A 21,546-nucleotide genomic window follows, 5' to 3' on the forward strand; every position below is an offset into this window, starting at 1 on the left:
GAATGCCAAACGGTCGTGCGTCCCCCCCAAATTGGTGGAGTCAGAACAATGTCCCCCAACGGATGTACACTCGAGTATCGAACATATATTCGAATAAAGGTGTGTTGTGGGCGTTATCGTCGGCCCCCGCGTGATAAATGCGGGCTTTTCCCTGGCATCGGTGCTGTTGGCTCCCGTCGCTGTTGCTGCGGGCTATCCCTCCCCGGCACAAGACTATTTTGACGGCCGGATCGACCTCAATGAGCACTTAATTAAGGACGTGACCAGCACGTACGTGGTGAGGGTTACCGGGCAGTCGATGGAGGGTGCCGGGATCAGCGACGGTGACGAGCTGATCGTGAACCGGGCGCTTGAACCGAAAGACGGGTCCGTCGTCGTTGCCGTGTTGGATGGCGAGTTGACCATCAAACGGCTCCGCATCACCTCAAGGGGCGTGGTGCTCCAGGCGGACAATCCTGCTTTCCCGGACATCACGGTGGCTGCGCTGTCGGAATTGACCATCTGGGGGGTGGCCACCACGTGCCTGCACCACGTTTAGCCGGTGCCCGGCGGTGCGGTGGAATTTCGGACCACCAGGCGCGGCGTGAGGCGGATGTCCGCTGTGGGCGCGTCAGGGTTGGCCAGGCGCTCGAGCGCCACGGAGCCGGCTCGGCGGCCCAATTCGAACGCCTGCAGGTCAACTGACGTGAGATCGATGCCGTGCAGTCGGGACGTCTTCGAATCGTCGTATCCCACCAGTGACAGATCCTGGGGGATGGACAGGTTCATTGCGTAAGCAGCTTCGCGGGCGCCAAGGGCGAGTTGGTCGTTGTGGGTGAAGATGGCGGTCGGCCGGTCTGCCAGGCCAAGCAGTTCCCATGCTGCCCGCTGCCCGGCCTCCTGTGTGAAGTCCTCCGCCGACAACGTCACCGGCGCGAACCCGGCGTCGAGCATGGTTTTCTCGTAGCTCTGCCGACGCGCGGTGTGTCCGTCGTAAATGGGGCCCGCCAGATGGGCGATCCGCCGGTGCCCGAGGCCAAGCAGATGTTCTGTCGCGGCGCGGGCACCGGTCACATCATCGGAGTACACACTGTCCACGCCGTCGACCGGGCGGGTCACGCTGACCAGCGGCACTACCCGGGCCAGTTCCTGCACCTGGTGGTCGGTGTCCAGGAGTGTCGCGGCGATGATGATCCCCACCCTGGCTTCAATCAGGGAGTCCAGTGCGCCCCGATCCACGCCGTCGACCGACCGGGAGACGCTCAGTATGAGCCTGTTGCCATCATGGGGGAGTGCTGTGCGGACGCCGCTAAGGATGTCTGCATAGACCTCGTTTCGGATATCCATCAAATAGAGTCCGACGGCGGAACGGTGCTTGCGTGCCAGATCGGCGGCCGCCGCGTTGGGCCGGTACCCGAGACGTTGGGCGGCCGCGAAGATGGCTTCCCTTGTCTCGTCGCTGACCCCGGGGGCTCCGCGAAAGGCGAATGACACCAGCGTCCTTGACACTCCGACTTCGCGGGCCACATCGCTCTGCGTCGCGGGACGATGCCATTGTTCAGGGGCCATGCCCTCCATCTTCCCATGGCGAATATGAGGCAATGTTCGCCATTTGTTAGTTTGACCTTACATTTAACCCTTTCGCGCGTTAGTCTGTATCCAGAGCGGGTGGCTATGACCCGCACCACACTGACAAAGGAGTCCTGATGTCTGCTACGCAAATGCAGCGGGGAGGGGCCCGCGGCGTCGCGCTTCCCCCGCTGACCAATGGGCCACATCGAAAACGCCTTGGCCTGGTCGCACTGGTTGCCACGTTTGGTGGCCTGCTGTTCGGCTATGACACCGGCGTCATCAACGGCGCCCTGCGACCAATGACGGTCGACCTCGGCCTCACACCGTTGACCGAAGGCGTCGTCACCAGCTCGCTGCTGTTCGGGGCCGCGGCTGGAGCAGTTGGCGGTGGCCGGCTCTCCGATTCCTGGGGGCGCCGGAAGACCATCATTTTGCTGGCCGTGCTGTTCCTTAGCGGAACGATCGCCTGCGTCTTTGCCCCAAGTTTCGAGGTCATGGTCCTGGGGCGGGTCATTCTCGGCCTTGCCGTCGGCGGTGCATCCACGGTGGTCCCTGTGTTCCTGGCCGAGCTGGCACCCTACGAAATCCGCGGCTCCCTTGCGGGGCGCAATGAACTGATGATCGTCATCGGCCAACTCGCCGCCTTCGTGGTCAACGCCATCATCGGCAACATCTGGGGTGAATTCGGCGGAGTGTGGCGGGTCATGCTCGCCGTTGCCGCGCTGCCCGCGATTGCCTTGTTCTTCGGCATGCTCAGGATGCCCGAGTCGCCACGTTGGCTGATCTCCAAAGGGCGGTGGGAGGAAGCCCTTGCTGTCCTGAAGACGATTCGGTCCGTAGAGCGGGCAGAGGCTGAAATGGCTGATGTGAAGCACCTCGCCGACGAGGAACGAGCCTCCCGGGCCACGTCCTGGGCTGCACTGAAGGACAAGTGGATCCTGCGCATCATCCTGGTGGGCATCGGGCTGGGTGTGGCCCAGCAGCTGACCGGCATCAATTCGATCATGTACTACGGCCAGTCGGTGCTGGTGGAGGCCGGGTTCGATTCCAACGCGGCGCTCGTTGCCAACATTGCACCGGGCGTTATCGCGGTAGTTGGTGGCATCATCGCACTGACGCTCATGCAGCGGATCAACCGACGTACCACCTTGCTGCTCGGTTTCACGCTGACCACCGTGTGCCACTTCCTCATCGGTATTGCGTCCATCGCATTACCGGTCGGAAACCCTGCGCGGCCCTTCGTGATCCTCTTCCTGGTGGTCGCTTTCGTTGGCTCCATGCAGACGTTCCTGAACATTGCTGTCTGGGTCATGCTGTCCGAGATCTTCCCGCTCCACGTCCGCGGATTCGCCATTGGGCTGTCAGTGTTCTGCCTGTGGATCGCCAACGCACTCCTGGGCCTTTTCTTCCCCACGTTGGTTGCGGGCGTGGGCATTACCGGCACCTTCTTCCTCTTTGGGGTGGTGGGTATCCTCGCGCTGGTCTTCATCTACACGCAGGTGCCCGAAACCCGTGGCCGCACCCTGGAAGCGCTGGAGGAAGACGTCTCCACGGGCGCCATCTACCTTGTACACCGGAAGGACACTGCGGGAGCCTCCTAGCTTCCCCGTTGGGTGCGGCGTTCGAGCAGGATGGTGTCCCTCCAGGATCCGGCGGCCGGTCCGTAGGCCATGAGTCCGATCTTTTGTCGGGTGCCCACGACGGTGAAACCGTGTCGTTGGTGCAGGGCTATGGAGGCGGTGTTCTCGGGGAAGATGGTGGATTGGATGGTCCATATCCCTTCCTCTTCGGTCCTGCGGATGAAGGCGTCGAGGAGCTGGTTGCCGAGTCCGCGGCCGCGGGCCTCCTGGGCGATGTAGATGGAGTGTTCGACGACGCCGCGGTAGACCGTCCTTGAGGAAACCGCTGCCGCGGCGACCCAGCCCACGATGTTGCCGTGGTCTTCGGCAACGAGGCGGAGCTGGGGGTGGCGGGTAGCGTCGAAGTCTTCCCAGCTCGGCGGTGCGGATTCGAAGGTAGCGTGGCCTGTAGCGATGCCGGCGGCCCAGATCGCCTCAACCGCCGGCCAGTCGCCATGTTCCATCGGGCGTATCGGCAAGCGGGTTCCGTCGGTCATGGTGTGGCCGGTTCCGCGCTGCGTCCGTGGACCAGGCCGGTAGCGAAGCCAATCGTGACCGGGACAGGTTCTGGGGATCCGCAGCACGAATCCGCCGCGTCTTGCCCCTCTGCGGGAAGGCTGGTGGAGCAGACACCGGTTTCGGGCAGTTCAAGCTCCAGCGCGTCCGCTGCTGCGGTGTCGCCGGCGAGGGCGGCTGCAATGGAGCGCACTTGCTCGTAGCCGGTGGCCATGAGGAAGGTCGGTGCCCGGCCGTAGGACTTCATTCCTGCAAGGTAGAAGTCTTTCTCGGGGTGGGCGAGAAGCCTTGCGCCGTGGGGCGGGACGGTTCCGCAGCTGTGGAAGTCCGGATCGATCAACGGTCCTAAGGCTTTGGGGGCGTCGACCGCCGGGTCCAGGTCCAGCCGAAGTTCGGAAAGGATGCCCAGGTCCGGACGGAACCCGGTCGCCGGAATGACATGGTCCACCTCGATGAACCGGCCGTCCGCTGCGTGCACCACCACCGCGCCGGAATCGGTAGTTTCAATGCGGCGGGTGTTGAAGCTTGTCAGGAGCTGCACGCCCCCGGTCTCGACGGCGGTGCGCAGGCGGGTGCCAAGCTGGCCGCGGGCGGGGAGCTCGTCAGCGTTGCCGCCGCCGTAAGCCTTGGCAGGGGTGGAGGCACGGATGGCCCACGCGACTTCGGTGCCGGGGTTGGTGCGTGCGAGGCGAGCGAGGTCCAGGACCATGTTCGCGGCCGAGTGGCCGGACCCGATGACGAGGGTCCGATGGCCAGCGAAACGGCCTTTCGTGACATCAGGCAGGGGCCCGGTGATGGTCCCGGTGGCGCGCGCTTCATTTTCCCCGGGAACGGAGAGCCCGCTGGAGCCAAGCGGTGCGGGGGTGTTCCAGGTTCCGGAGGCGTCGATGACGGCCCGCGCCACAACCTCGGCCGTATGGCCGTCGTCGTGCTGAACATACAGGACGAAAGACGTCTGGTCGCGGCCGTGGCTGTGGCCCTTGTCCATCCCTTGCCGTGTAACGGCGATGACCTTGGATCGGGTATGGATCCTCTGCTCCAGTTCATGGGTTGCGGCCAAAGGTTCAAGATATTGGGTGACGATTTCGTGGCCGTAGGGCAGAGCGGTCGGGCGGGGTGCTTCCCATCCGGTGCGTTCCAGGAGGCGGACGGCTGCGGGATCGAGGTTGTATTTCCAGGTGGAGAAGACTCGGATGTGGCCCCATTCCTTGATGGCGGAACCGACGGTGGGGCCGGCTTCGATGACGAGGGGTTCCAGCCCGCGTTCGAGGAGGTGCGCCGCCGCGGCCAGACCGACCGGCCCGGCGCCGATCACCGCGACGGGCAGGGAGTCGTGCTCTGTCATTGCTGTGCTCCCGCCGGGGTGAGGGAGGCAATGAGTGCCTCGACCCGGGTTTTGATCTCATCACGGATGGGCCGGACGGACTCGACGCCTTTGCCGGCGGGGTCTTCCAGGACCCAGTCTTCGTAGCGTTTGCCCGGGAAGTACGGGCATTCGTCCCCGCAGCCCATGGTGATGACTACGTCGGAGTTCTTGACGGCCTCGGTGGTGAGGATCTTGGGGATTTCGGCGGACATGTCGATCCCGATCTCGGCCATGGCCTCAACCGCTGCGGGGTTGACCTGATCGGCGGGTTTTGAACCAGCGGAGCGGACCTCGATCGCGCCCTGGCCAAGGGTGGTCAGGAAGGCAGCAGCCATCTGGGAGCGTCCTGCGTTGTGGACGCAGACGAACAAGACGGACGGTTTGACGCTCATGAGAGCACCTTTCGATCAGCCGCGGCATCAGCCGGGGAAACATCAGTGGTTTGGGGGTAGAGGAAGCGGACAAGGACCAGTCCGAGGGCGCCTCCGACCAGTTGGGCGGCGACGAAACCGGGTGCGGAAGCGGGCGCGATCCCCGAGAAGGTGTCGGTGAGCGTTCGGGCGATCGTGACCGACGGGTTGGCGAAGCTTGTGGAAGACGTGAACCAATACGCGGCGGTGATGTAACTCCCGACGGCGAAAGCCACCCGGTCGGGGCGTCTGGAACGGATGGTCCCGAACACGATGACCAGTAGCCCGGCTGTGGCGATGACCTCTGCCAGCCAGAGACCAGGCCCGCTCCGTTCATGGGTGGAGAATGTGGCTGGCGCCAGGCCGAACATCAGGTTCGCTGCGACCGTCCCGACCAAACCACCCACGATCTGCGCCGCAACCAAAAGGGCGGCAGTCCGGGTATCGATCACGCCGATGAACCGTTCAACCAGGGTGACGATGGGGTTGAACGAGGCTGATACCGGCTGCAGGGCCAGGATCAACGCAACCAGGGCCGCGCCGGTGACGAGGCTGTTCTGCAGCAGCTGCAGTCCGACGTCGTTCGGTGACAGCCGGGAGGCCATCACGCCGGACCCGACTACGGCCATGACGAGGAACGCGGTCCCAATGAACTCCGCTCCGGTGCGGCGGACAAGCAAGGGGTTCACTGAGCCTGTCCACCGATCAGGGCCGCCAGGTTCTGCAGCGCTTCGGTGCGGGCCTTGTAGTAGACCCAGACGCCGCGCTTTTCCCGGTCCAGTAAACCTACTTCGTGCAGCACTTTGAGATGGTGGCTGATGGTCGGCTGCGACAACTCGAAGGCATCGTTCAGGTCGCAGACGCACGCTTCGCCGCCCTCATGGGAGGCCACCAATGACATCAGGCGTAACCTCACCGGATCGGCCAATGCCTTCAACAAAGGCGCAACACCGTCTGCTTCTTTCTCCGACAGTGGTTCGCGCGCCAACGGCGAGCAGCAGGCGACGGTTTGAACCGGGGTCAATTCCAAAGACATAGACACATGTAAATATTTACACTCATCAATGTTTAAAGCAAGGACTGTCCATGCCCCGCTCAGCGCGCGGGAACGCCAGAATCCCCCGCCGTTCGATTGCTCAGAGGGGCTTTCTTGTCTGTGGTCGACGCTACAGTTTAAGTATTCGAAAGTATGTTCGAATACTAGGCGTGTCCTGCGCGGGTTGCGTGGACGTGCGTGATAGCGCGGATCAGGAGGAGATCGATGTCCAAGCCAGCAATCATGCATCGGATGCAGGAGATCGCCCATGTGGATATCAACTGCTTCTATGCGTCGGCGGAGAGGGCCTTCAACCCATCGTTGGAGGGCCGGCCGCTCATAGTCTTGTCGAATAACGATGGCTGCGCCGTGACTCGGTCTCCGGAAGCCAAGAAGCTCGGCATCGGCTTGGGAGATCCGTGGTTCAAGCTCGCTCCGCGGGCCAAGGAATGGGGCCTGGTTGCCCTCTCAAGCAACTATGAGCTCTACGGCGACATCAGCTCGAGGGTCATGGAACTCCTTGCCCGCTTCTCGGCGTGGCAGGAGGTCTATTCCATCGATGAGGCGTTCCTTGGCGTCAAAGGGCAGCCCGGGGAACTCCTGGAGCTGGGGCGCACCATCAAAGTGGCCTGCCAAAAGCATGTGGGGGTTCCGGTGTGCGTAGGAATCGCCCGGACCAAGACCCTGGCCAAGCTGGCCAACAAGTGGGCCAAGCACAACCCCGCGTTCCAGGGGGTGTGCCGCTGGGACTCGATTCCCGAAGAGCAACGGGAAACGCTGATGGCCAGGCTTTCAGTGATCGAGATCTGGGGCGTCGCCACGCGGCTCACCAAACGTTTGAACGCCATGGGAATCTTCTCGATCCTGGACCTGGTCCGGGCCGACCCTATTGCCCTGCGGGACAAGTTTTCGATCGTCATGATGCGAACGGTCCTGGAACTCCAGGGCACGCCCTGCATTCCCATGGAAGAAGAAAGAATCGGCAGGGACCAGCTGATCTTCTCCCGTTCCTTTTCCACTCCCATCACCACAGCGGCCGGGATGCGGCAGGTGCTCAGCGTTTACGGGCAAATGGCCAGTGCCAGGTTGGCCAAGCATGATCTGCAGGCCAAACTCCTAACCGCCTTCGCGCAGACCTCCGTCTACAACCCGAACGACAGGTCTTTTCCCACTGTGAGCGTCAAGCTCCCGATGCCTACCTCGGATCCGGTCCTGCTCACCCGGGCCGCGCACGCCTTGGTTCCCAGGATCCAGGAAGGCGTGCGGTACGCCAAAGCCGGGATCATGGTCACGGACCTGCGGCCCAGTGGAAACCAGAAACCCCTGGCCATCTTCGAGAACCCGCACGAGGAACGGGGTATCGGCAGCCTCCTGGAAGAGGTCAGCAAAAAGTACGGACGCGGTTCCATCGGCTTGGGCAATGCGGGAATCAAGGGCGGGCCGGACTGGTCCATGAAGCGGGACATGCTCAGCCCCCGCTACACCACCCATTGGGACGAACTACCCCTGGTGAAGGCGGCGTAGCGTGTCGGAAAGACTATGCCCGCAACCGGTAGCCACGTTTGACGACGGTCTCCACCAGCTTGCCGTCCGGAAGCGAGGAGCGCAGCCTGCTGACCGTCATGTCCAAGGCGTGGACGGATCCCCGCAGGTCCAACAGGTCCGAGAGCGCTTCCCTGGACAGGACAGCCCCGCCAGCGCCGAGCAGCGCCCGCAGCAGCAGAAGGGGTGCAGGAGCCAAATCCACCACCTCACCGTTGACCCGCAAGCAGCGGCCCCGCAACTCGATCGTGGCGCTCTTGGTCTCCAACCGCCGGACGTGGTTCAAGGACAGGTGCTCTGTCACAAGGCGGATCAGCGCACCCATACGGTACCTGTCAGGGATGAGGGGGGTGAGCCCGGCGTCCACCAGTGGCTGCGCAGTGACGGGCCCAACAGCTGCGACCGTCACTGGTCCCTTGAGGGCTTCGATGAGGGACCGGTACAGACCCATCTCATGCGCAGTGCTCCACATAGCATCCACTGCAGGGGCGCTGGTGAACGTGAGGACGTCCAGGTTCCCGCCAACCACGGCTTCGATCAGGCGCGGCAGTTTGTCTTCGCCATCGGGTTTGACCCAGCGGTACGGTGTCACGGTCAGCACGGTGGCGCCGGACATGCGGAGTCGTTCCAACTGGCGGACATCGGTGTATCCGTGCAACTGCACGGCCACGGTCTTTCCCCGCACGCCTTCGGCCAACAGCATGTCCACCAGGGTTGCGGTGGTTTCGTCGCTGCTGATGCCGACGTCGGCCAGTCCAGCCGCGCGGACGGCACCGCGGGCTTTGGGCCCCCGGACAAACATGCGGCAGGCAGACAACGTTTCCAGGAGCTGCTCGCCGATGCCGAAGGAATCAGCGGCCTCGCACCAACGGCGCATACCGTAAGCGGTGGTGGCGATACAGATATCCGGCCGCGCAGCGATGATGGTCCGGGTGTCCTCGATGAGGACCATGTCTTCCTGCACGGGGGCGATCTTCAAAGCGGGGGCGTGCAGAACACTCGCCCCGCGACGCTCCAGTGCCTCGATGAGGTCACGGGAACGGCGGTGCGAGGTAACACCAATGCGGAATCCGTCCAGCGGGGCATCTGCGGCTTCGGATACTTCCGGAGCTGCGGTGGCTTCCTGGACTTCGATGGCACGTGCAACAGTCATGTGTTTTTACCTTCAGGCTTCAAGGAGCGAAGCCGCGAGTCGGCTCAGTTCGGCGGATGCTTCGGCGTGGTTCCGGTTGGCTTCAGCCACCCTGACCACCTCGCCGATGACCAGCACGGCAGGGTTGCTGCAACCGGTGGCTGCTGTTTCGATCGTACCGAGTTCGGCGATGGTGGTGCGCTGCCCCGGACGGTACCCGCGTTCCACCACGGCCATCGGCATCTCCGGACTCATCCCCGCCCGGCGAAGTCCCGCGGCAAGTTGGGGCAGGGTGCCTATGCCCATGAGGACCACGATCGTTCCGCCCAGGCCGGCAAGATGGGTGTGCTCTTTCTCGGTCAGGGGAGCGTGGCCGGAGACAACCGTAAACATGTGGCTCACTTCGCGGTGCGTCACAGGAATCCCCGCTGCGGCCGGAACGGAGATGGCACTGGTGACACCGGAGATGACACGCACCGGCACGCCCGCCGCAACGCACGCCGCCACTTCTTCGCCGCCGCGTCCGAACACGTAGGGATCCCCACCCTTGAGCCTGACCACGTTTTGGCCCAGCAGGGCAGCGTCAACCATGAGCTTCTCGATGTCGCGCTGGGTGACCTTATGCAGGCCGGGCTGCTTCCCAACGTCCACCAGCTCGGCGGAGGTCAGGCCAGCCAACTCCTGGTAGGGCGCCAGCCGGTCATAGAACACCACGTCGGCGTCGCGCAGGGCCTCCACGGCACCGACAGTGAGCAGGTCCAGGGCACCCGGACCACCGCCCACCAACGTGACGTTGCCTTCGGCGCCCGCGGCCGGCTCGAACGCTACTGGAATTCCGGCATCGCGGCAGCGTTCCACCAACGGAAGCCAGCCGGCCTCGCCGTCGTCCACCACTGCCACCAGGAACGGACGGTCCGGGAGTTGGCCGTCACCTGGGATACCCTCGGGTGTGCTCAGCCGGGACACGTGGGCTCCGGCGTTCCGGTACCGGCGAACTGCTTGGCGGGCAGACTTTTCGGAGCCGGCAACCAGGACGTCGCGTCCGGTGAGATCAATGGTGAGCTGCATGGGGGACCCCTAGTTTTCTGCGTTGACGGTTTCGCTGCGGACCGGGATGGTGGAAGCGATGAGCACGCCGCCCTTTTCTTCGTTCGTGGCCGGACGGATCTGGCCACGCTCCGGAACGAAGGAGATGGACTCGTCCTTCTGGTCGGGGGCGTTGACGAAGGAACGGAACCTGCGGAGGCGCTCGGGATCCTTCAAGGTCTCGGCCCACTCGTCCTCGTAGGTGTCGATGTGTTTGGCCATGGCCGCTTCGAGCTCGTCGGCGATGCCCAGGGAATCGTGTACCACAACGTCCTCGACGTGCTTGATGTCGCCGTCGAGCTCCTCCTGCCACCGGGCAGTGCGCTGCAGGCGATCGGCGGTGCGGATGTAGTACATCAGGTAGCGGTCGATGTACTTCAGCAGCGTTTCATCATCCAGGTCCTTGGCGAGGAGCTTGGCGTGAGCCGGCGTGGCGCCTCCGTTCCCGCCCACGTAAAGGTTCCAGCCGTCGGCGGTCGCGATCACGCCGACGTCCTTGCCACGCGCTTCTGCACACTCGCGGGCACAACCGGAAACGCCCATTTTCAACTTGTGCGGGCTGCGAAGACCGCGGTAGCGCAGCTCCAAAGCGATCGCCATGGCCACGGAATCCTGGACACCGAAGCGGCACCACGTGGAGCCGACACAGGACTTCACGGTACGGAGGCTCTTGCCGTAAGCCTGGCCCGATTCGAAGCCGGCATCAACCAGTTCCTTCCAGATGTCCGGCAGTTGCTCAAGGCGCGCTCCGAACATATCGATGCGCTGGCCGCCAGTGATCTTGGTGTACAGGTTGTACTTCTCGGCGACGGCAGCGATGACGCCCAGTCCTTTGGGCGTGATCTCACCGCCGGCGATGCGGGGAACCACGGAGTAGGTGCCGTCCTTCTGCATGTTCGCCAGGGCACGGTCGTTGGTGTCCTGCAGGGAACCACGCCCGGCGTCCAGGACGTAGGCGGAGTGCTGGCTGGCCAGGATGGAGGCAATGGTCGGCTTGCAGATGTCGCAACCGGCGCCCGTGCCGTACTTGGCCATGATGTCTTCGAAGGACGTGAGCTCCAGGACACGGATGGCATCGAAGAGCTCCTGGCGGGAAAGGCTGATGTGCTCGCAGAGGGCCTTGGAGACCTCGATGCCGGACTTGGTCAGTTCGCCTTCCAGAAGCTTCTTCAGCATGGGAACGCAGGACCCACACTGGGTTCCGGCACGGGTGCAGCCCTTCAGCTCGCCGAGTTCTTGTACGGGAGCGTTGCCTTCGCAGGCGCCGCACCCATTGATGGCATCACGGATGGCACCGGCGGCCACGTTGTTGCAGGAGCAGAGGATGGCATCGTCCGGGAGTTCGGTTTCCGGGGCTTCTCCACCGCCGGCCGCGCTCAGGTAGGCGCCGGGTTCTGCAGGGAGTTCCCGGCCCAGGAGGGGGCGCAGGCTCATGTACGGGGAGGCATCGCCCACGAAGATGCCGCCCAGGAGTGTCTTGGCATCGTCGGTGGTGACGATCTTTTGGTAAACACCGCGGGCGGGGTCAGCGTAAACGATCTCGAGGGAGTGCTCAGTCTTGGCGAAGGCGTCACCGAAGCTGGCCACGTCCACACCGGAGAGCTTGAGCTTGGTGGCCGTATCGAAACCGGGGAATGTGGCCTCTCCGCCGTGCAGACGGTCGGCAACAATCTCGGCCATGGTGTTGGCCGGAGCAACGAGGCCCAGGCACATGCCACCAAAGTTGGCTACTTCACCGATGGCCCAGATGCCGTCCACCTCAGTGGCGCAGAAATCGTTGATCACCACACCGCCACGCTGGCCCAGGCTGAAGAGTTGCTCTTCGCCCTCCGCAGCGCGGAAGAGATCATCGCGGGGCCTGACGCCGATGGCTACGATCACGATGTCGGCTGCGATGGTGCGGCCGTCGGCCATGAGGACTCCGGTGACATTACCGTCGTCGTCCGTAACCACCTCGGAGGGGAAGACGCCACCGTGGACCGTGAAGCCCTTGGCTTCGATGAGCCGGCCAAGGGCCTGTCCTGCGCCTTCGTCCAACTGGGTGTTCATGAGCCAGGGCGAGCCGTTGATGACAACCGGGGTAGCTCCCAGTTGTTCGGTGCCGGCTGCGGATTCAAGCCCCAGCAGGCCACCACCGATGGTGACGGCGTTGACTTTGCGTCCCAGCTTCTCCGTCAGCCCCGCTATGGCCTGGTTGATGGCCCATACGTCTTCGAGCGTCCGGTAAACGTGGGTGTGCTCGGCGCCGGGGATGGGAAGACGGGCGGCATCCGAACCCGAGGCGACCACCAGGTGGTCGTATTCGTACTTGTTGCCGGCAGCAGTGAGGACGCTCTTGGCCGCGGAGTCGATCTTGACGGCGCGCTCGCCGGTCTTGAGGGTGATTGCCGGGTGCTCCCACATGGAAGCGTCACCCAGGGTGAGGTCCACGCCGGTTTCGGTGAGCGCCTTACTCAATGCCACGCGGTCGTAGGGGAGGTGGGCCTCTTCGGTCAGCACCGTAACCTGCCAACCTTCAAGTCCGCGGTTGAACATGGCATCAACAAAGCGGTGCGCGGCGGGGCCGCCGCCGACGACGACGATGCGGCGCGGGTTCTCTGTACTTGAAGTGTGTCCGGTCACTGTGGGCCTTTCGCAGATGTTGCCAACGGATCTGTCGCAACTTGTGGTTCCAGCCTAGGGACGGGCAGTTTCGCTTCAGTTTCCCGTTTGTTTCGTGATCTTAACTTCTGCATCACGAGGACATTTCCGTAGGGGTGAGGTCTCTTTTACGAAGTGGACACAATCCGCGCCCCCTGATGAAACACCCGGGTTTTAGCGTGGAGGAGTGGCCGCAAGCGCGGCCCTGTCCGGGGGAGTGACGGCGGAGACTGCCAGCACCCGGACACAGTGAGAGGGGCTGACATGACCGTAATTCTGGACGTTACCGACATTCTTGAGCGTGACCTGCGCGCCGCAGCTACGTGGCAGCGTGTTTGCCCGGTGGACGAGCTCGAACTGGCCTGGGGCGAGGCTGCGTTGATCGGCGGTCGCCAGATTGCGCTGTTCCGTACCGCGCCCACCGAGGTCTTCGCTGTTGCCCAGCAGGACCCGGCGACCCTCGCGAACGTTATGGCGCGTGGCATCATCGGGTCCAAGGGAAGCCGCCCGACCATCGCCTCGCCCCTGCACAAAGAGGTCTACGACCTCGAAACCGGTGAGTGCTTCACCAACTCCGACCTCCGCCTCGACGCTTTCCGCACCCGTTTGGTGGACGGCTTCATCGAGGTTGAGCTCTAGGAGTTTTACAAGCCCAGCGCTTCGCGGACGTCCCCGAGGACCTCGTCCAAGGATGTCCGCGCTGCTTGGCGCGCAGCGGGAAGTTCCGCTGCGGATTCCACCGCCTGGATGACTTCCAAGTAGCACTTCAGCTTCGGTTCCGTACCACTGGGCCGGATGATCACGCGGGTGAGGTCGCGGGTCAGGTACAGCAGCCCGTCCGTGGGAGGCAGTGCATCGCTTCCTTCCGCCAGGTCAGTGAAGACCTCGACGGCGGAGCCCCCAAAAGCTTCGGGCGGGTTGACCCGCAAGCGGTTCATCATGGCGTCCAGCAGGCCCAAGTCCGCCACCCGAATGCTCAGCTGGTCACTCGCGTGGAGGCCGTGCACCAGGTAAAGATCATCCAATGTGTCGAAGATCGTCCGGCCCTCAGCCTTGGCAGCTGCCGCAAATTCAGCGATCAGCACTGCCGCCGAGATGCCGTCCTTGTCGCGCACCAGCCCAGGGGCCACACAGTAGCCCAGCGCCTCTTCGTACCCGTAGATGAGTCCTGGAACGCGTGAAATCCATTTGAAGCCCGTGAGTGTTTCTTCGTGCGCGTACCCCGCCGCAGCAGCAATACGTGAGAGCAGCCGCGAGGAAACGATCGAGTTGGCGAAGACTCCGCTGTGCGGCTCGTCGCTGGCGCTGGCGGTCAAACGCGCCACGACATGAGCGCCCAGAAGGGCACCTACCTCGTCGCCGCGCAGCATCCGCCATGCCCCCGTATCTGGGTCCAGGGCAGCAACCGCGGCCCGATCGGCGTCGGGATCGTTGGCCAAAACGATGTCCGCCCCTGATTCCGCGGCTGCCGCGAGAGCCAGGTCCAAGGCGCCGGGTTCTTCCGGGTTGGGGAAGGCGACCGTGGGGAAGTCCGGGTCAGGCTGTGCCTGTTCGGCCACGAGGGTCACATCGGTGAATCCGGCTGCGTTCAGGACAGAAACGGCCGTTTCGCCGCCTACGCCGTGCATGGGGGTCAAAACAATTTTGAGGTCCCGGGCGGGGAAGTGCTCGCGGTCCACCAGGCTGGCCATGGCGGACTCGTAGTCGGATGCGATGGAGGTGGGCAGGACCGTCCAGCCGCCGTCGGCAAGTTCGATCGATTCCAATGCGCCCACTGCCTGGATCTTTTCCGCGATTTCAGCGTCGTAGGGGGCCACGATCTGGGAGCCGCGGCCGCTTTCGGACACGGCGTGCCGGCCAAGGTAGACCTTGTATCCGTTGTCCTGCGGCGGGTTGTGGCTGGCGGTGACCATCACGCCGCCGTCACAATCGAGGTTCCTGACCGCGTAGGCGAGCAACGGCGTCGGAAGTGCCGCCGGCATGAGGAACGTTTCGATGCCTGCCGCGGTGAAGATCGCGGCGGTTTCCTGGGCAAAGATGTCCGAGTTGTAGCGTGCATCGAAGCCGACGACGGCGCGGGGCCGCGTTCCGGGAGAAGCCGCCTCGACCGTTTCGGTGAGGAAAGCTGCCAAACCTGCTGCTGCCCGGCGCACCACCACGCGGTTCATCCGGTTGGGTCCGGGACCGAGGGCTGCGCGAAGGCCGGCAGTGCCGAATTGCAGGGTGCCGTTGAAGCTGTCGCCCAGTTCCTGGATTGCTGCGGCATCGCCGCTGCCGGCGAGTTCCATGAGCTCGGTGAGCTCGGCGGACGTTGCCGGGTCCGGGTCTTGGGAAGCCCACAGGCGGGCGTCGGTGATCAGCTGTTCAAAGGCGGCATCGTTGGATGTCATAGGGACAAAACTATCCTCAAATAGAGGAACAGGGCGCAACGAGGGGTGGGATTCCGCCCTTAAGAAGGGTCGTAATGGGTGAAATCCCGCCCCTCGGCGCGCTAAAACTGACGCGAATGCACCGTAAATTTCGTGTCCCCGTCCGTGCTGAACACCGAGGTTCCCGTGGCGTCCCAGTCAGGGAAGAACGTGTCCGAGATGACGATGGCGCCGTCTCCGGCGAAGACTTCCACGGACGAGGAATCCAGAAGTATCTGGAGGCGGACCTTGGCCTCGTTATTGGAGGCAGGCAAGGTGGCCTGGTGGTATGGGCTGAACTTCTCGGAAAAGTTGGTGGTTCCGGCGTTCGAACGGTCTACCTTCACCGTGCGGGTGTCCTTGGCGTAAGCGATCCGCAAGGCTGATTTTCCGTCGGCTGAGGCACGGAGGTTTATGCCTGCCTCGTGGGCCGATGTCAGCTCCATCTCCACCTCGAGCAGTTGCGCCCGGGCGGTGAAATCGCCGTCCAGGTGCTGCAGCCCGGAGCCGACGGTGAGGTTTTTGCCTTGCACCGCACTGCCAGCGCGTTCAAGGGCCTCGCGTGCAGCAGTGGCAATGGCCGATCGCAGCTCCAAACGGCGCTCGCCGCGCACCAGTGTCAGTTCGCGCGGGATCGCCATGGATCCGCGCCACGGAGTGGTGGGAACGTGCTGGGCGTAGTCCCAGTTGCCCATCCAGCCCAGCAGCACGGGCTTGCCGCCGGGTGCACCGGAAATGGAGTTCGCCGCGTAGTAGTCGGCGCCGTAATCCAGCCACTGCGAATCGGTGGGCGGGGCGTCAGGGGCGGCGGCATTTTCCGCCGTGAACCGTGTTCCGTCGAATTCGCCCACAAAATACTGCATGCCCGACCCGCCCGCGATGCCCCCGGGGTTGATGCTCAACAGCATGACCCATTTCTTCGCCGTGGAGTCTTCCACGGCCATTTCGATGAGTTCCGGAACCTCCCAGAGGCCGCCCTGGGCTCCGGCTCCGGAGAAATCGCTGAGGAAATCCCAGTGGAGAAGATCGGTGGATTTGAACATCTTCACCACTTGGGCGTCGGCCACCACTGTGGTCATCACCCAGTAGTGGCCCGGCTCGTACCAGGTGATCTTGGGATCGCGGAAGTTGTTGTTGGTGGGAGCGAGGTTCAGCACCGGGTTGCCACGGTACTTTTCCCACGTGGTGCCCTTGTCCAGGCTGAATGCAACCGACTGGGCCTGCGCGCCTTGGGGGAGTGCGCCGTTCTTTCCATAAGCGCTCGTATAAAGGGCCACCATGGGCGGGTTTTCAGCGGACCCGAGGCCGGACGCGTTCTTGGTGTCCACCACGATACAGCCGGAAAAGACTTCTTCTTCCGGGCTGGCTTCCATGGCTACCGGCTGTTGTTCCCAGTGCACCAGGTCGGTGCTGGTGGAGTGGCCCCAGGACATGTTCCCCCATGAGTTTCCGCGCGGATTGTGCTGGTAGAAGGCGTGGTACGTCCCATCGTGGTAGACCAGCCCATTGGGGTCGTTGAGCCAGTTCTTCGCGGCTGTCAGGTGGGCGGTCGGCCGCCATGGATCCGAAGCGGTGGGTGCGGTACCCGCGACGGTGGGGGCCGGCGTCGGGCTTTCATCCGGTGTGCAGGCAGCGGCCGAAAAACCAACCACGACGGCGGCACTTGCGGCCAGCAGGTGGCGGCGGGACAGGTGGGGGTTGGGGAGAGTCATGGGGAGAATCCTGAAAGGTTGGGGTGGCGGGGGTGCCGGCACGTGTGGGGCCGGCACCCCCGCCGTGGCCTGACGGCCGGGGGTGTTACTTGTAGAGGCCTTCGCCACCAACACGGACGTTGGTGGGCAGGTAACCGAACGGGCCGAGGCCGTTCTTGCCGAAGCTGCGGTCAACCTGGGTCACGCCGCCCTTGAAGTTCATCTTCACGGTGGGTGAGAGCGAACCGCCGCGGACGCCGTCGACGTTGTCGATGAATGACTGGACGAGGCCGCCCGGCTGGACGTAGTGCGAGTAGGCCTGGAACTGCCGCCCGTTCTGGCGCGGATCCGGTCCTTCCGGCGCGTTGGCCGGCATGTTCAGGTCCGTGGGGGAGCCCAAAGCCAGGCCACTGTTGTTGACCGGCTGGTAGTCCGAACGAACGCCGTCGCCGACGAAGCCGTACACGCCGTCGGGGCCGCGCATGCCGTCGGCGTAGGTGAACTGGTGGCTGATGGTGAACAGGTAGTACTTGTTCTTGCCGTTCTCGTTCTGGATGAAGATCTGCGGACGCTCGGTCTGGTCGTTGACGCAGTTGGCCGACAGGACCGGCGGGAGGAAGCTCCACTTTGTCAGGTCCTTGTTGTCCGCCACAGCCAGGCCCACGTTGGCGGTCTGGTACCAGGCGCCGGTGGTGCTGTTGACCTGGTCCACTGTCTCAGCGTGCGGATCGCCCGGACGGTAGCCCAGGTCTTCCTGCTTGCACTTGTAGGAGCCGCGGGTGCCACCGGTGTTGCCTTCGAACACCATGAAGGTCTTGCCGGGGTGTGCGGGGTCCGCGAAGGTGTACGGATCACGGAAGGCGAAGCCCGGGTTCTGGGCTTTGTTCTGGTACAGCTTTCCGTCCGGCTCAAGCAGCTTGGTGTGCTGGAAACCATCGAAGGTCACGCCGTCCTTGGTGGCGTGGATGGTGCCAAGGGCTTTTGCGATGGCCGCATCCGGGGCAATCCCGCCGCCGCCTGCGTTGCGCTCGGCGACGTCGTAGAACGTGGTGGCCGTATAGAACACATTGATCTTGTTGCCCTGCATGAGGCGCGTGGAGCCGGACCATTCCGTGTTGCCGATGGAGGTGTTGTCCAGGAACAGGTGGCCGCCGTAGTTCCATTTGTCCTTGGCGGGATCGGCGTTGGTCTTTCGGAAGAAGTAGCCGATTCGGGCGTTCCAGTGACGCTGGTCGAAGCCGTAGCCTGCGTGGCGGTCGGCGACGAGGGCGAAGATTACGTCCCAGCCCTTGTAGCTGATCTGGTTCGCGTTCTCGTCCGTCAAGGACCAGGTGTCCCAGACCCAGACGTCGTCGTTCATGGCGGGGAAGTCCTTGGGGATTTCCGGCATGGTGACGTTGGGGCTCATGGAGTTCTGACCGGGCGCAACGTTGGGGTTGCTCTGGGCCATGATCTGTTTGGCGTCGGCTCGCGTCCACTTGGAGGTGAAGTTCGCGGCGGGGTCGTAGGCCTGTTGCGTGTGCAGGCTCGGCAGCGGGAAGCCGGGCGTTGGCGCCGGCATGGTGCTCGACGGCGGGTCGGCCGGCAGGTTGGCTTGCGCAGCCGGCGTGAGCAGCAGGATGCTGCCTGCCACGCTGGCTGCCGCTGCGACGGCTACTGCCCGTCGCAGACGGCGGCGTGGCCGTTGAGGGGTTGAGTGCGTGTTCATGCTTGCTCTTCTCGCGGAGTGTTGGACTTCGTGGAGTGGGGCGCATGCCCTGATCCCCGGTATGGGGTTTCCCTGCTCCGGCGTCCATCGAGCCGCGGGAGGCGTCATCGAAGGACGCCATCGTTTCGGGAGTGCGGCAAGGCCTTGAGGGGACTTGCTGCTGTTCGCTCCGGCACGTCGACTTACCGGAACGCTCCCACGCTAGACACGTGTTAGGTCGCAAATCAAAGGACGTTTCAGCGGTCCAAAAAGCTACCCGCCGGTAGATGTGCAAGCGCTTACATTGTGAACGTGCGCGCGTGGCATATTCGCGGGAAGCGGGTCAAATATTTCGGAAGAAATCATATTTATTCTGAGAATTTACTGTGTGTTTACGTGCCGGAAGAATTGTTAGCGCGCACCAACAAACGCAGCCTTAAAGCAGCAATGCGTGGCCACCGGAAGGTGACCACGCATGTGACTGACGCAGAGAGCTACTAGAGCTTCGCGATAATCTCCGCCAGCAGCTTGGAGATCCGCTTGCCCGCGGCCTGGCCGGCTTCGAGGACTTCGGCGTGGCTCAAGGGAACGGGGCTGATGCCGGCTGCGAGGTTGGTGACCAGCGAGATCCCGAAGACTTCCATGCCCGCGTGGCGGCCTGCGATCGCTTCCAAGGCGGTGGACATGCCTACAAGGTCCGCGCCGATGCGCTTGGCGTACTGGACTTCCGCCGGGGTTTCGTAGTGCGGCCCGGTGAACTGCGCGTACACACCCTCCTGCAGGGATGGATCCACTTCACGGGCCAGGCCGCGGATCCGCGAAGAGTAGAGGTCGGTGAGGTCAACGAACGTAGCGCCCTCAAGCGGTGAGGTCGCAGTCAGGTTGATGTGGTCGCTGATGAGCACGGGTGTCCCCGGCGTCCAGTCCTCGTTGAGGCCGCCACAGCCGTTGGTGAGGACCAGTGTCTTGCACCCTGCGGCCGCAGCCGTGCGGACACCGTGGACTACCGACCGGACGCCCCTGCCTTCGTAGTAGTGCGTCCTCGCGCCAAGCACCAAGGCCCGCTTGCCCTCCTTGGTCAGGACGGAGCGGATGGTGCCAACGTGGCCCACCACAGCGGGTTTGTGGAAGCCGGGCACCTCCGAGGCGTTAAGGGTCGCGGTGGTCTCGCCGATAAGATCGGCGGCCTCGGCCCAGCCGGATCCCAGCACCAGTGCAACATCGTGGGACTCGATGCCGGTTTCCGCTGCAATGAAGTCTGCGGCGGCCTGGGCGGCTTCGAAGGGGTCTGTGTTCATCAGCTCAGTGTTACTCACTGGTACAAGCTACCTTGCGGCCACGGGACTTTGGTAGGGACGCACGCGCGGGTGAGGGTGGGCTGAGTGGCAGCCGGCGTGGCAATGAGCGAGAATTGAGGATTGTGACCACCCAAGTTGACTTCAGTGCCCCCCGTATCGCGATCCTGGGAGGTGGTCCCGGCGGATATGAAGCTGCCATGGTGGCCGCCTCACTCGGTGCCCACGTCACCATTGTTGAGCGGGCGGGCCTTGGCGGCTCGGCCGTGCTGACCGACGTCGTGCCTTCCAAAACGCTCATCGCAACTGCCGATCTCATGACCCGCGTCGGCGAGGCCGACGAGTTGGGAGTGAAGTTCGACGGCGACGGCGCGGCATCAAAGCCCCGCGCCGACCTCAAGCACATCAACGACCGCGTCCTGAACCTGGCCCATGGGCAGTCGAACGACATCCGCGCGGGCCTGGAGCGCCTGGGCGTGGAGATCGTCATCGGTTCGGGCAAGCTGCTGGACAACAACACCATCGAGGTCCTGACCCTCGAAGGCACCCGCACCATTGACGCCGACGCCATCCTGCTGGCCGTTGGCGCCCACCCGCGTGAACTCCCCACCGCCAAGCCCGACGGCGAACGCATCCTCAACTGGGCCCAGATCTACAACCTGGACGAACTTCCCGAAGAACTGATCGTGGTGGGTTCCGGCGTGACCGGCGCAGAGTTCGCCTCTGCCTACAACGGCCTGGGTTCCAAGGTCACCCTGATTTCCAGCCGCGACCAGGTCCTCCCTGGCGAGGACACGGATGCGGCCAAGCTGCTCGAAGGCGTCTTTGAGCGCCGCGGCGTGCGCGTTTTGTCGAAGTCCCGCGCCAACGCCGTCGAGCGGACGGACGACGGCGTGAAGGTCACCTTGGGTGACGGATCGATCGTGACAGGTACGCACTGCCTGGTGTGTGTTGGGTCCATTCCCAACACCGCTGGAATCGGCCTTGAAGAAGCGGGCGTGGCGCTCACGGAATCCGGCCACATCAAGGTGGACGGCGTTTCCCGCACCACTGCCCCCAACATCTACGCGGCCGGCGACTGCACCGGTGTGTTCGCCCTCGCATCCGTGGCCGCCATGCAGGGCCGGATCGCGATCGCGCACTTCATGGGCGACGGCGTGAAGCCACTCAAGCTCAACCAAGTTGCGTCCAACATCTTCACGTCCCCGGAAATCGCCTCCGTGGGCGTTTCCGAGGCCGACCTCGCGTCCGGCAAGTACCAGGGCGATGTTGTGATGCTGTCCCTGCTCAGCAATGCCCGCGCCAAGATGCGCAACACCAAGGACGGCTTCGTGAAGATCATCGCCCGCAAGGGATCCGGCACCGTGATCGGTGGCGTGGTGGTAGGCCCGAACGCCTCCGAGCTCATCTTCCCGATCTCGGTTGCCGTCACCCAGAAGCTCCACGTCGATGACGTGGCCAGCGCGTTCACGGTATACCCGTCGCTGACCGGCTCCATTTCCGAGGCCGCACGCCGCTTGCACGTCCACATGTAGTTGTGACGCCGACGCCCGTTTCGACGGTTCGC

General features: G+C 63.8%; 18 protein-coding genes. 5 read left to right on the top strand and 13 right to left on the bottom strand.

The window, feature by feature from the left end; genetic code table 11:
* Positions 1-106 precede the first annotated feature (106 nt).
* A complete protein-coding gene (locus LRQ04_RS08570; protein ID WP_235519426.1) occupies positions 107-538 on the top strand; it encodes a translesion error-prone DNA polymerase V autoproteolytic subunit in 432 nt (143 codons plus the stop codon).
* Here LRQ04_RS08570 and LRQ04_RS08575 read toward each other — a convergent pair.
* Positions 535-1,557, bottom strand: a complete 1,023-nt coding sequence (locus tag LRQ04_RS08575) for a LacI family DNA-binding transcriptional regulator (RefSeq protein ID WP_308194899.1) — start codon at positions 1,555-1,557, stop codon at positions 535-537. The two genes, LRQ04_RS08570 and LRQ04_RS08575, sit on opposite strands and share 4 nt — an antisense overlap.
* Before the next feature lie 128 nt (positions 1,558-1,685).
* On the opposite strand from LRQ04_RS08575, the gene LRQ04_RS08580 reads away from it, so the two are divergent.
* Positions 1,686-3,152 carry a sugar porter family MFS transporter gene (locus tag LRQ04_RS08580; RefSeq protein WP_235519428.1) on the top strand — a complete coding sequence of 489 codons (1,467 nt, stop codon included), beginning with the start codon at positions 1,686-1,688 and terminating at the stop codon, positions 3,150-3,152.
* Here LRQ04_RS08580 and LRQ04_RS08585 read toward each other — a convergent pair.
* The 5 genes from LRQ04_RS08585 to LRQ04_RS08605 are packed head-to-tail and all read right to left on the bottom strand — an operon-like array spanning position 3,149 to position 6,498.
* Entirely contained in the window at positions 3,149-3,667 is a 519-nt protein-coding gene (locus LRQ04_RS08585) for a GNAT family N-acetyltransferase (RefSeq protein ID WP_235519429.1), read from the bottom strand. The two genes, LRQ04_RS08580 and LRQ04_RS08585, sit on opposite strands and share 4 nt — an antisense overlap.
* Complete coding sequence (locus LRQ04_RS08590; RefSeq protein WP_235519430.1) at positions 3,664-5,031, bottom strand: FAD-dependent oxidoreductase; 1,368 nt, start codon at positions 5,029-5,031, stop codon at positions 3,664-3,666. Before LRQ04_RS08590 ends, LRQ04_RS08585 begins: the two co-directional genes overlap by 4 nt.
* The gene (locus tag LRQ04_RS08595; protein WP_235519434.1) at positions 5,028-5,444 is read right to left on the bottom strand and encodes an arsenate reductase ArsC; all 417 of its coding nucleotides are present in this window, start codon (positions 5,442-5,444) and stop codon (positions 5,028-5,030) included. The genes LRQ04_RS08590 and LRQ04_RS08595 overlap by 4 nt, the downstream gene beginning before the upstream one ends.
* Positions 5,441-6,151 carry an aquaporin gene (locus tag LRQ04_RS08600; RefSeq protein WP_308194900.1) on the bottom strand — a complete coding sequence of 237 codons (711 nt, stop codon included), beginning with the start codon at positions 6,149-6,151 and terminating at the stop codon, positions 5,441-5,443. The genes LRQ04_RS08595 and LRQ04_RS08600 overlap by 4 nt, the downstream gene beginning before the upstream one ends.
* Entirely contained in the window at positions 6,148-6,498 is a 351-nt protein-coding gene (locus LRQ04_RS08605; protein WP_235519438.1) for a metalloregulator ArsR/SmtB family transcription factor, read from the bottom strand. The genes LRQ04_RS08600 and LRQ04_RS08605 overlap by 4 nt, the downstream gene beginning before the upstream one ends.
* 225 nt (positions 6,499-6,723) lie before the next feature.
* On the opposite strand from LRQ04_RS08605, the gene LRQ04_RS08610 reads away from it, so the two are divergent.
* Complete coding sequence (locus tag LRQ04_RS08610) at positions 6,724-8,022, top strand: Y-family DNA polymerase (protein WP_235519441.1); 1,299 nt, start codon at positions 6,724-6,726, stop codon at positions 8,020-8,022.
* 13 nt (positions 8,023-8,035) lie between these two features.
* On the opposite strand, the gene LRQ04_RS08615 is transcribed toward LRQ04_RS08610, so the two are convergent.
* From LRQ04_RS08615 to nirB, 3 genes are read right to left on the bottom strand one after another with little or no spacing between them, the layout of a single operon-like run.
* Positions 8,036-9,193: a uroporphyrinogen-III synthase gene (locus LRQ04_RS08615; protein WP_235519442.1), complete on the bottom strand. Its 1,158-nt coding sequence runs from the start codon at positions 9,191-9,193 to the stop codon at positions 8,036-8,038.
* A gap of 12 nt (positions 9,194-9,205) precedes the next feature.
* Positions 9,206-10,240 carry a uroporphyrinogen-III C-methyltransferase gene (gene cobA / locus LRQ04_RS08620; protein WP_235519446.1) on the bottom strand — a complete coding sequence of 345 codons (1,035 nt, stop codon included), beginning with the start codon at positions 10,238-10,240 and terminating at the stop codon, positions 9,206-9,208.
* A gap of 9 nt (positions 10,241-10,249) precedes the next feature.
* Positions 10,250-12,880: a nitrite reductase large subunit NirB gene (gene nirB / locus LRQ04_RS08625; RefSeq protein ID WP_235519447.1), complete on the bottom strand. Its 2,631-nt coding sequence runs from the start codon at positions 12,878-12,880 to the stop codon at positions 10,250-10,252.
* 282 nt (positions 12,881-13,162) lie between these two features.
* Here nirB and nirD point away from each other — a divergent pair, with 282 nt between their 5' ends.
* The gene (gene nirD / locus LRQ04_RS08630; RefSeq protein ID WP_235519449.1) at positions 13,163-13,537 is read left to right on the top strand and encodes a nitrite reductase small subunit NirD; all 375 of its coding nucleotides are present in this window, start codon (positions 13,163-13,165) and stop codon (positions 13,535-13,537) included.
* A 5-nt stretch (positions 13,538-13,542) separates the two neighbouring features.
* Here the strand turns inward: nirD and LRQ04_RS08635 are convergent, their stop codons facing one another.
* The 4 genes from LRQ04_RS08635 to LRQ04_RS08650 all read right to left on the bottom strand — a co-directional run bounded on the left by LRQ04_RS08635 (position 13,543) and on the right by LRQ04_RS08650 (position 19,982).
* Entirely contained in the window at positions 13,543-15,288 is a 1,746-nt protein-coding gene (locus tag LRQ04_RS08635; RefSeq protein ID WP_235519451.1) for a phospho-sugar mutase, read from the bottom strand.
* A gap of 101 nt (positions 15,289-15,389) precedes the next feature.
* Positions 15,390-17,018 (bottom strand): glycoside hydrolase family 32 protein, encoded by a 1,629-nt coding sequence (locus LRQ04_RS08640; RefSeq protein WP_235519452.1) that lies wholly within the window; start codon positions 17,016-17,018, stop codon positions 15,390-15,392.
* Positions 17,019-17,103: 85 nt separating this feature from the next.
* Positions 17,104-18,705: a glycoside hydrolase family 68 protein gene (locus tag LRQ04_RS08645; RefSeq protein ID WP_235519454.1), complete on the bottom strand. Its 1,602-nt coding sequence runs from the start codon at positions 18,703-18,705 to the stop codon at positions 17,104-17,106.
* 476 nt (positions 18,706-19,181) lie between these two features.
* The gene (locus tag LRQ04_RS08650; protein ID WP_235519456.1) at positions 19,182-19,982 is read right to left on the bottom strand and encodes a purine-nucleoside phosphorylase; all 801 of its coding nucleotides are present in this window, start codon (positions 19,980-19,982) and stop codon (positions 19,182-19,184) included.
* 122 nt (positions 19,983-20,104) lie between these two features.
* On the opposite strand from LRQ04_RS08650, the gene LRQ04_RS08655 reads away from it, so the two are divergent.
* A complete protein-coding gene (locus tag LRQ04_RS08655; protein ID WP_235519460.1) occupies positions 20,105-21,514 on the top strand; it encodes an NAD(P)H-quinone dehydrogenase in 1,410 nt (469 codons plus the stop codon).
* Positions 21,515-21,546 lie beyond the last annotated feature (32 nt).

Source organism: Paenarthrobacter sp. AR 02, from assembly GCF_021538675.1.
Taxonomy (GTDB): Bacteria; Actinomycetota; Actinomycetes; order Actinomycetales; family Micrococcaceae; genus Arthrobacter.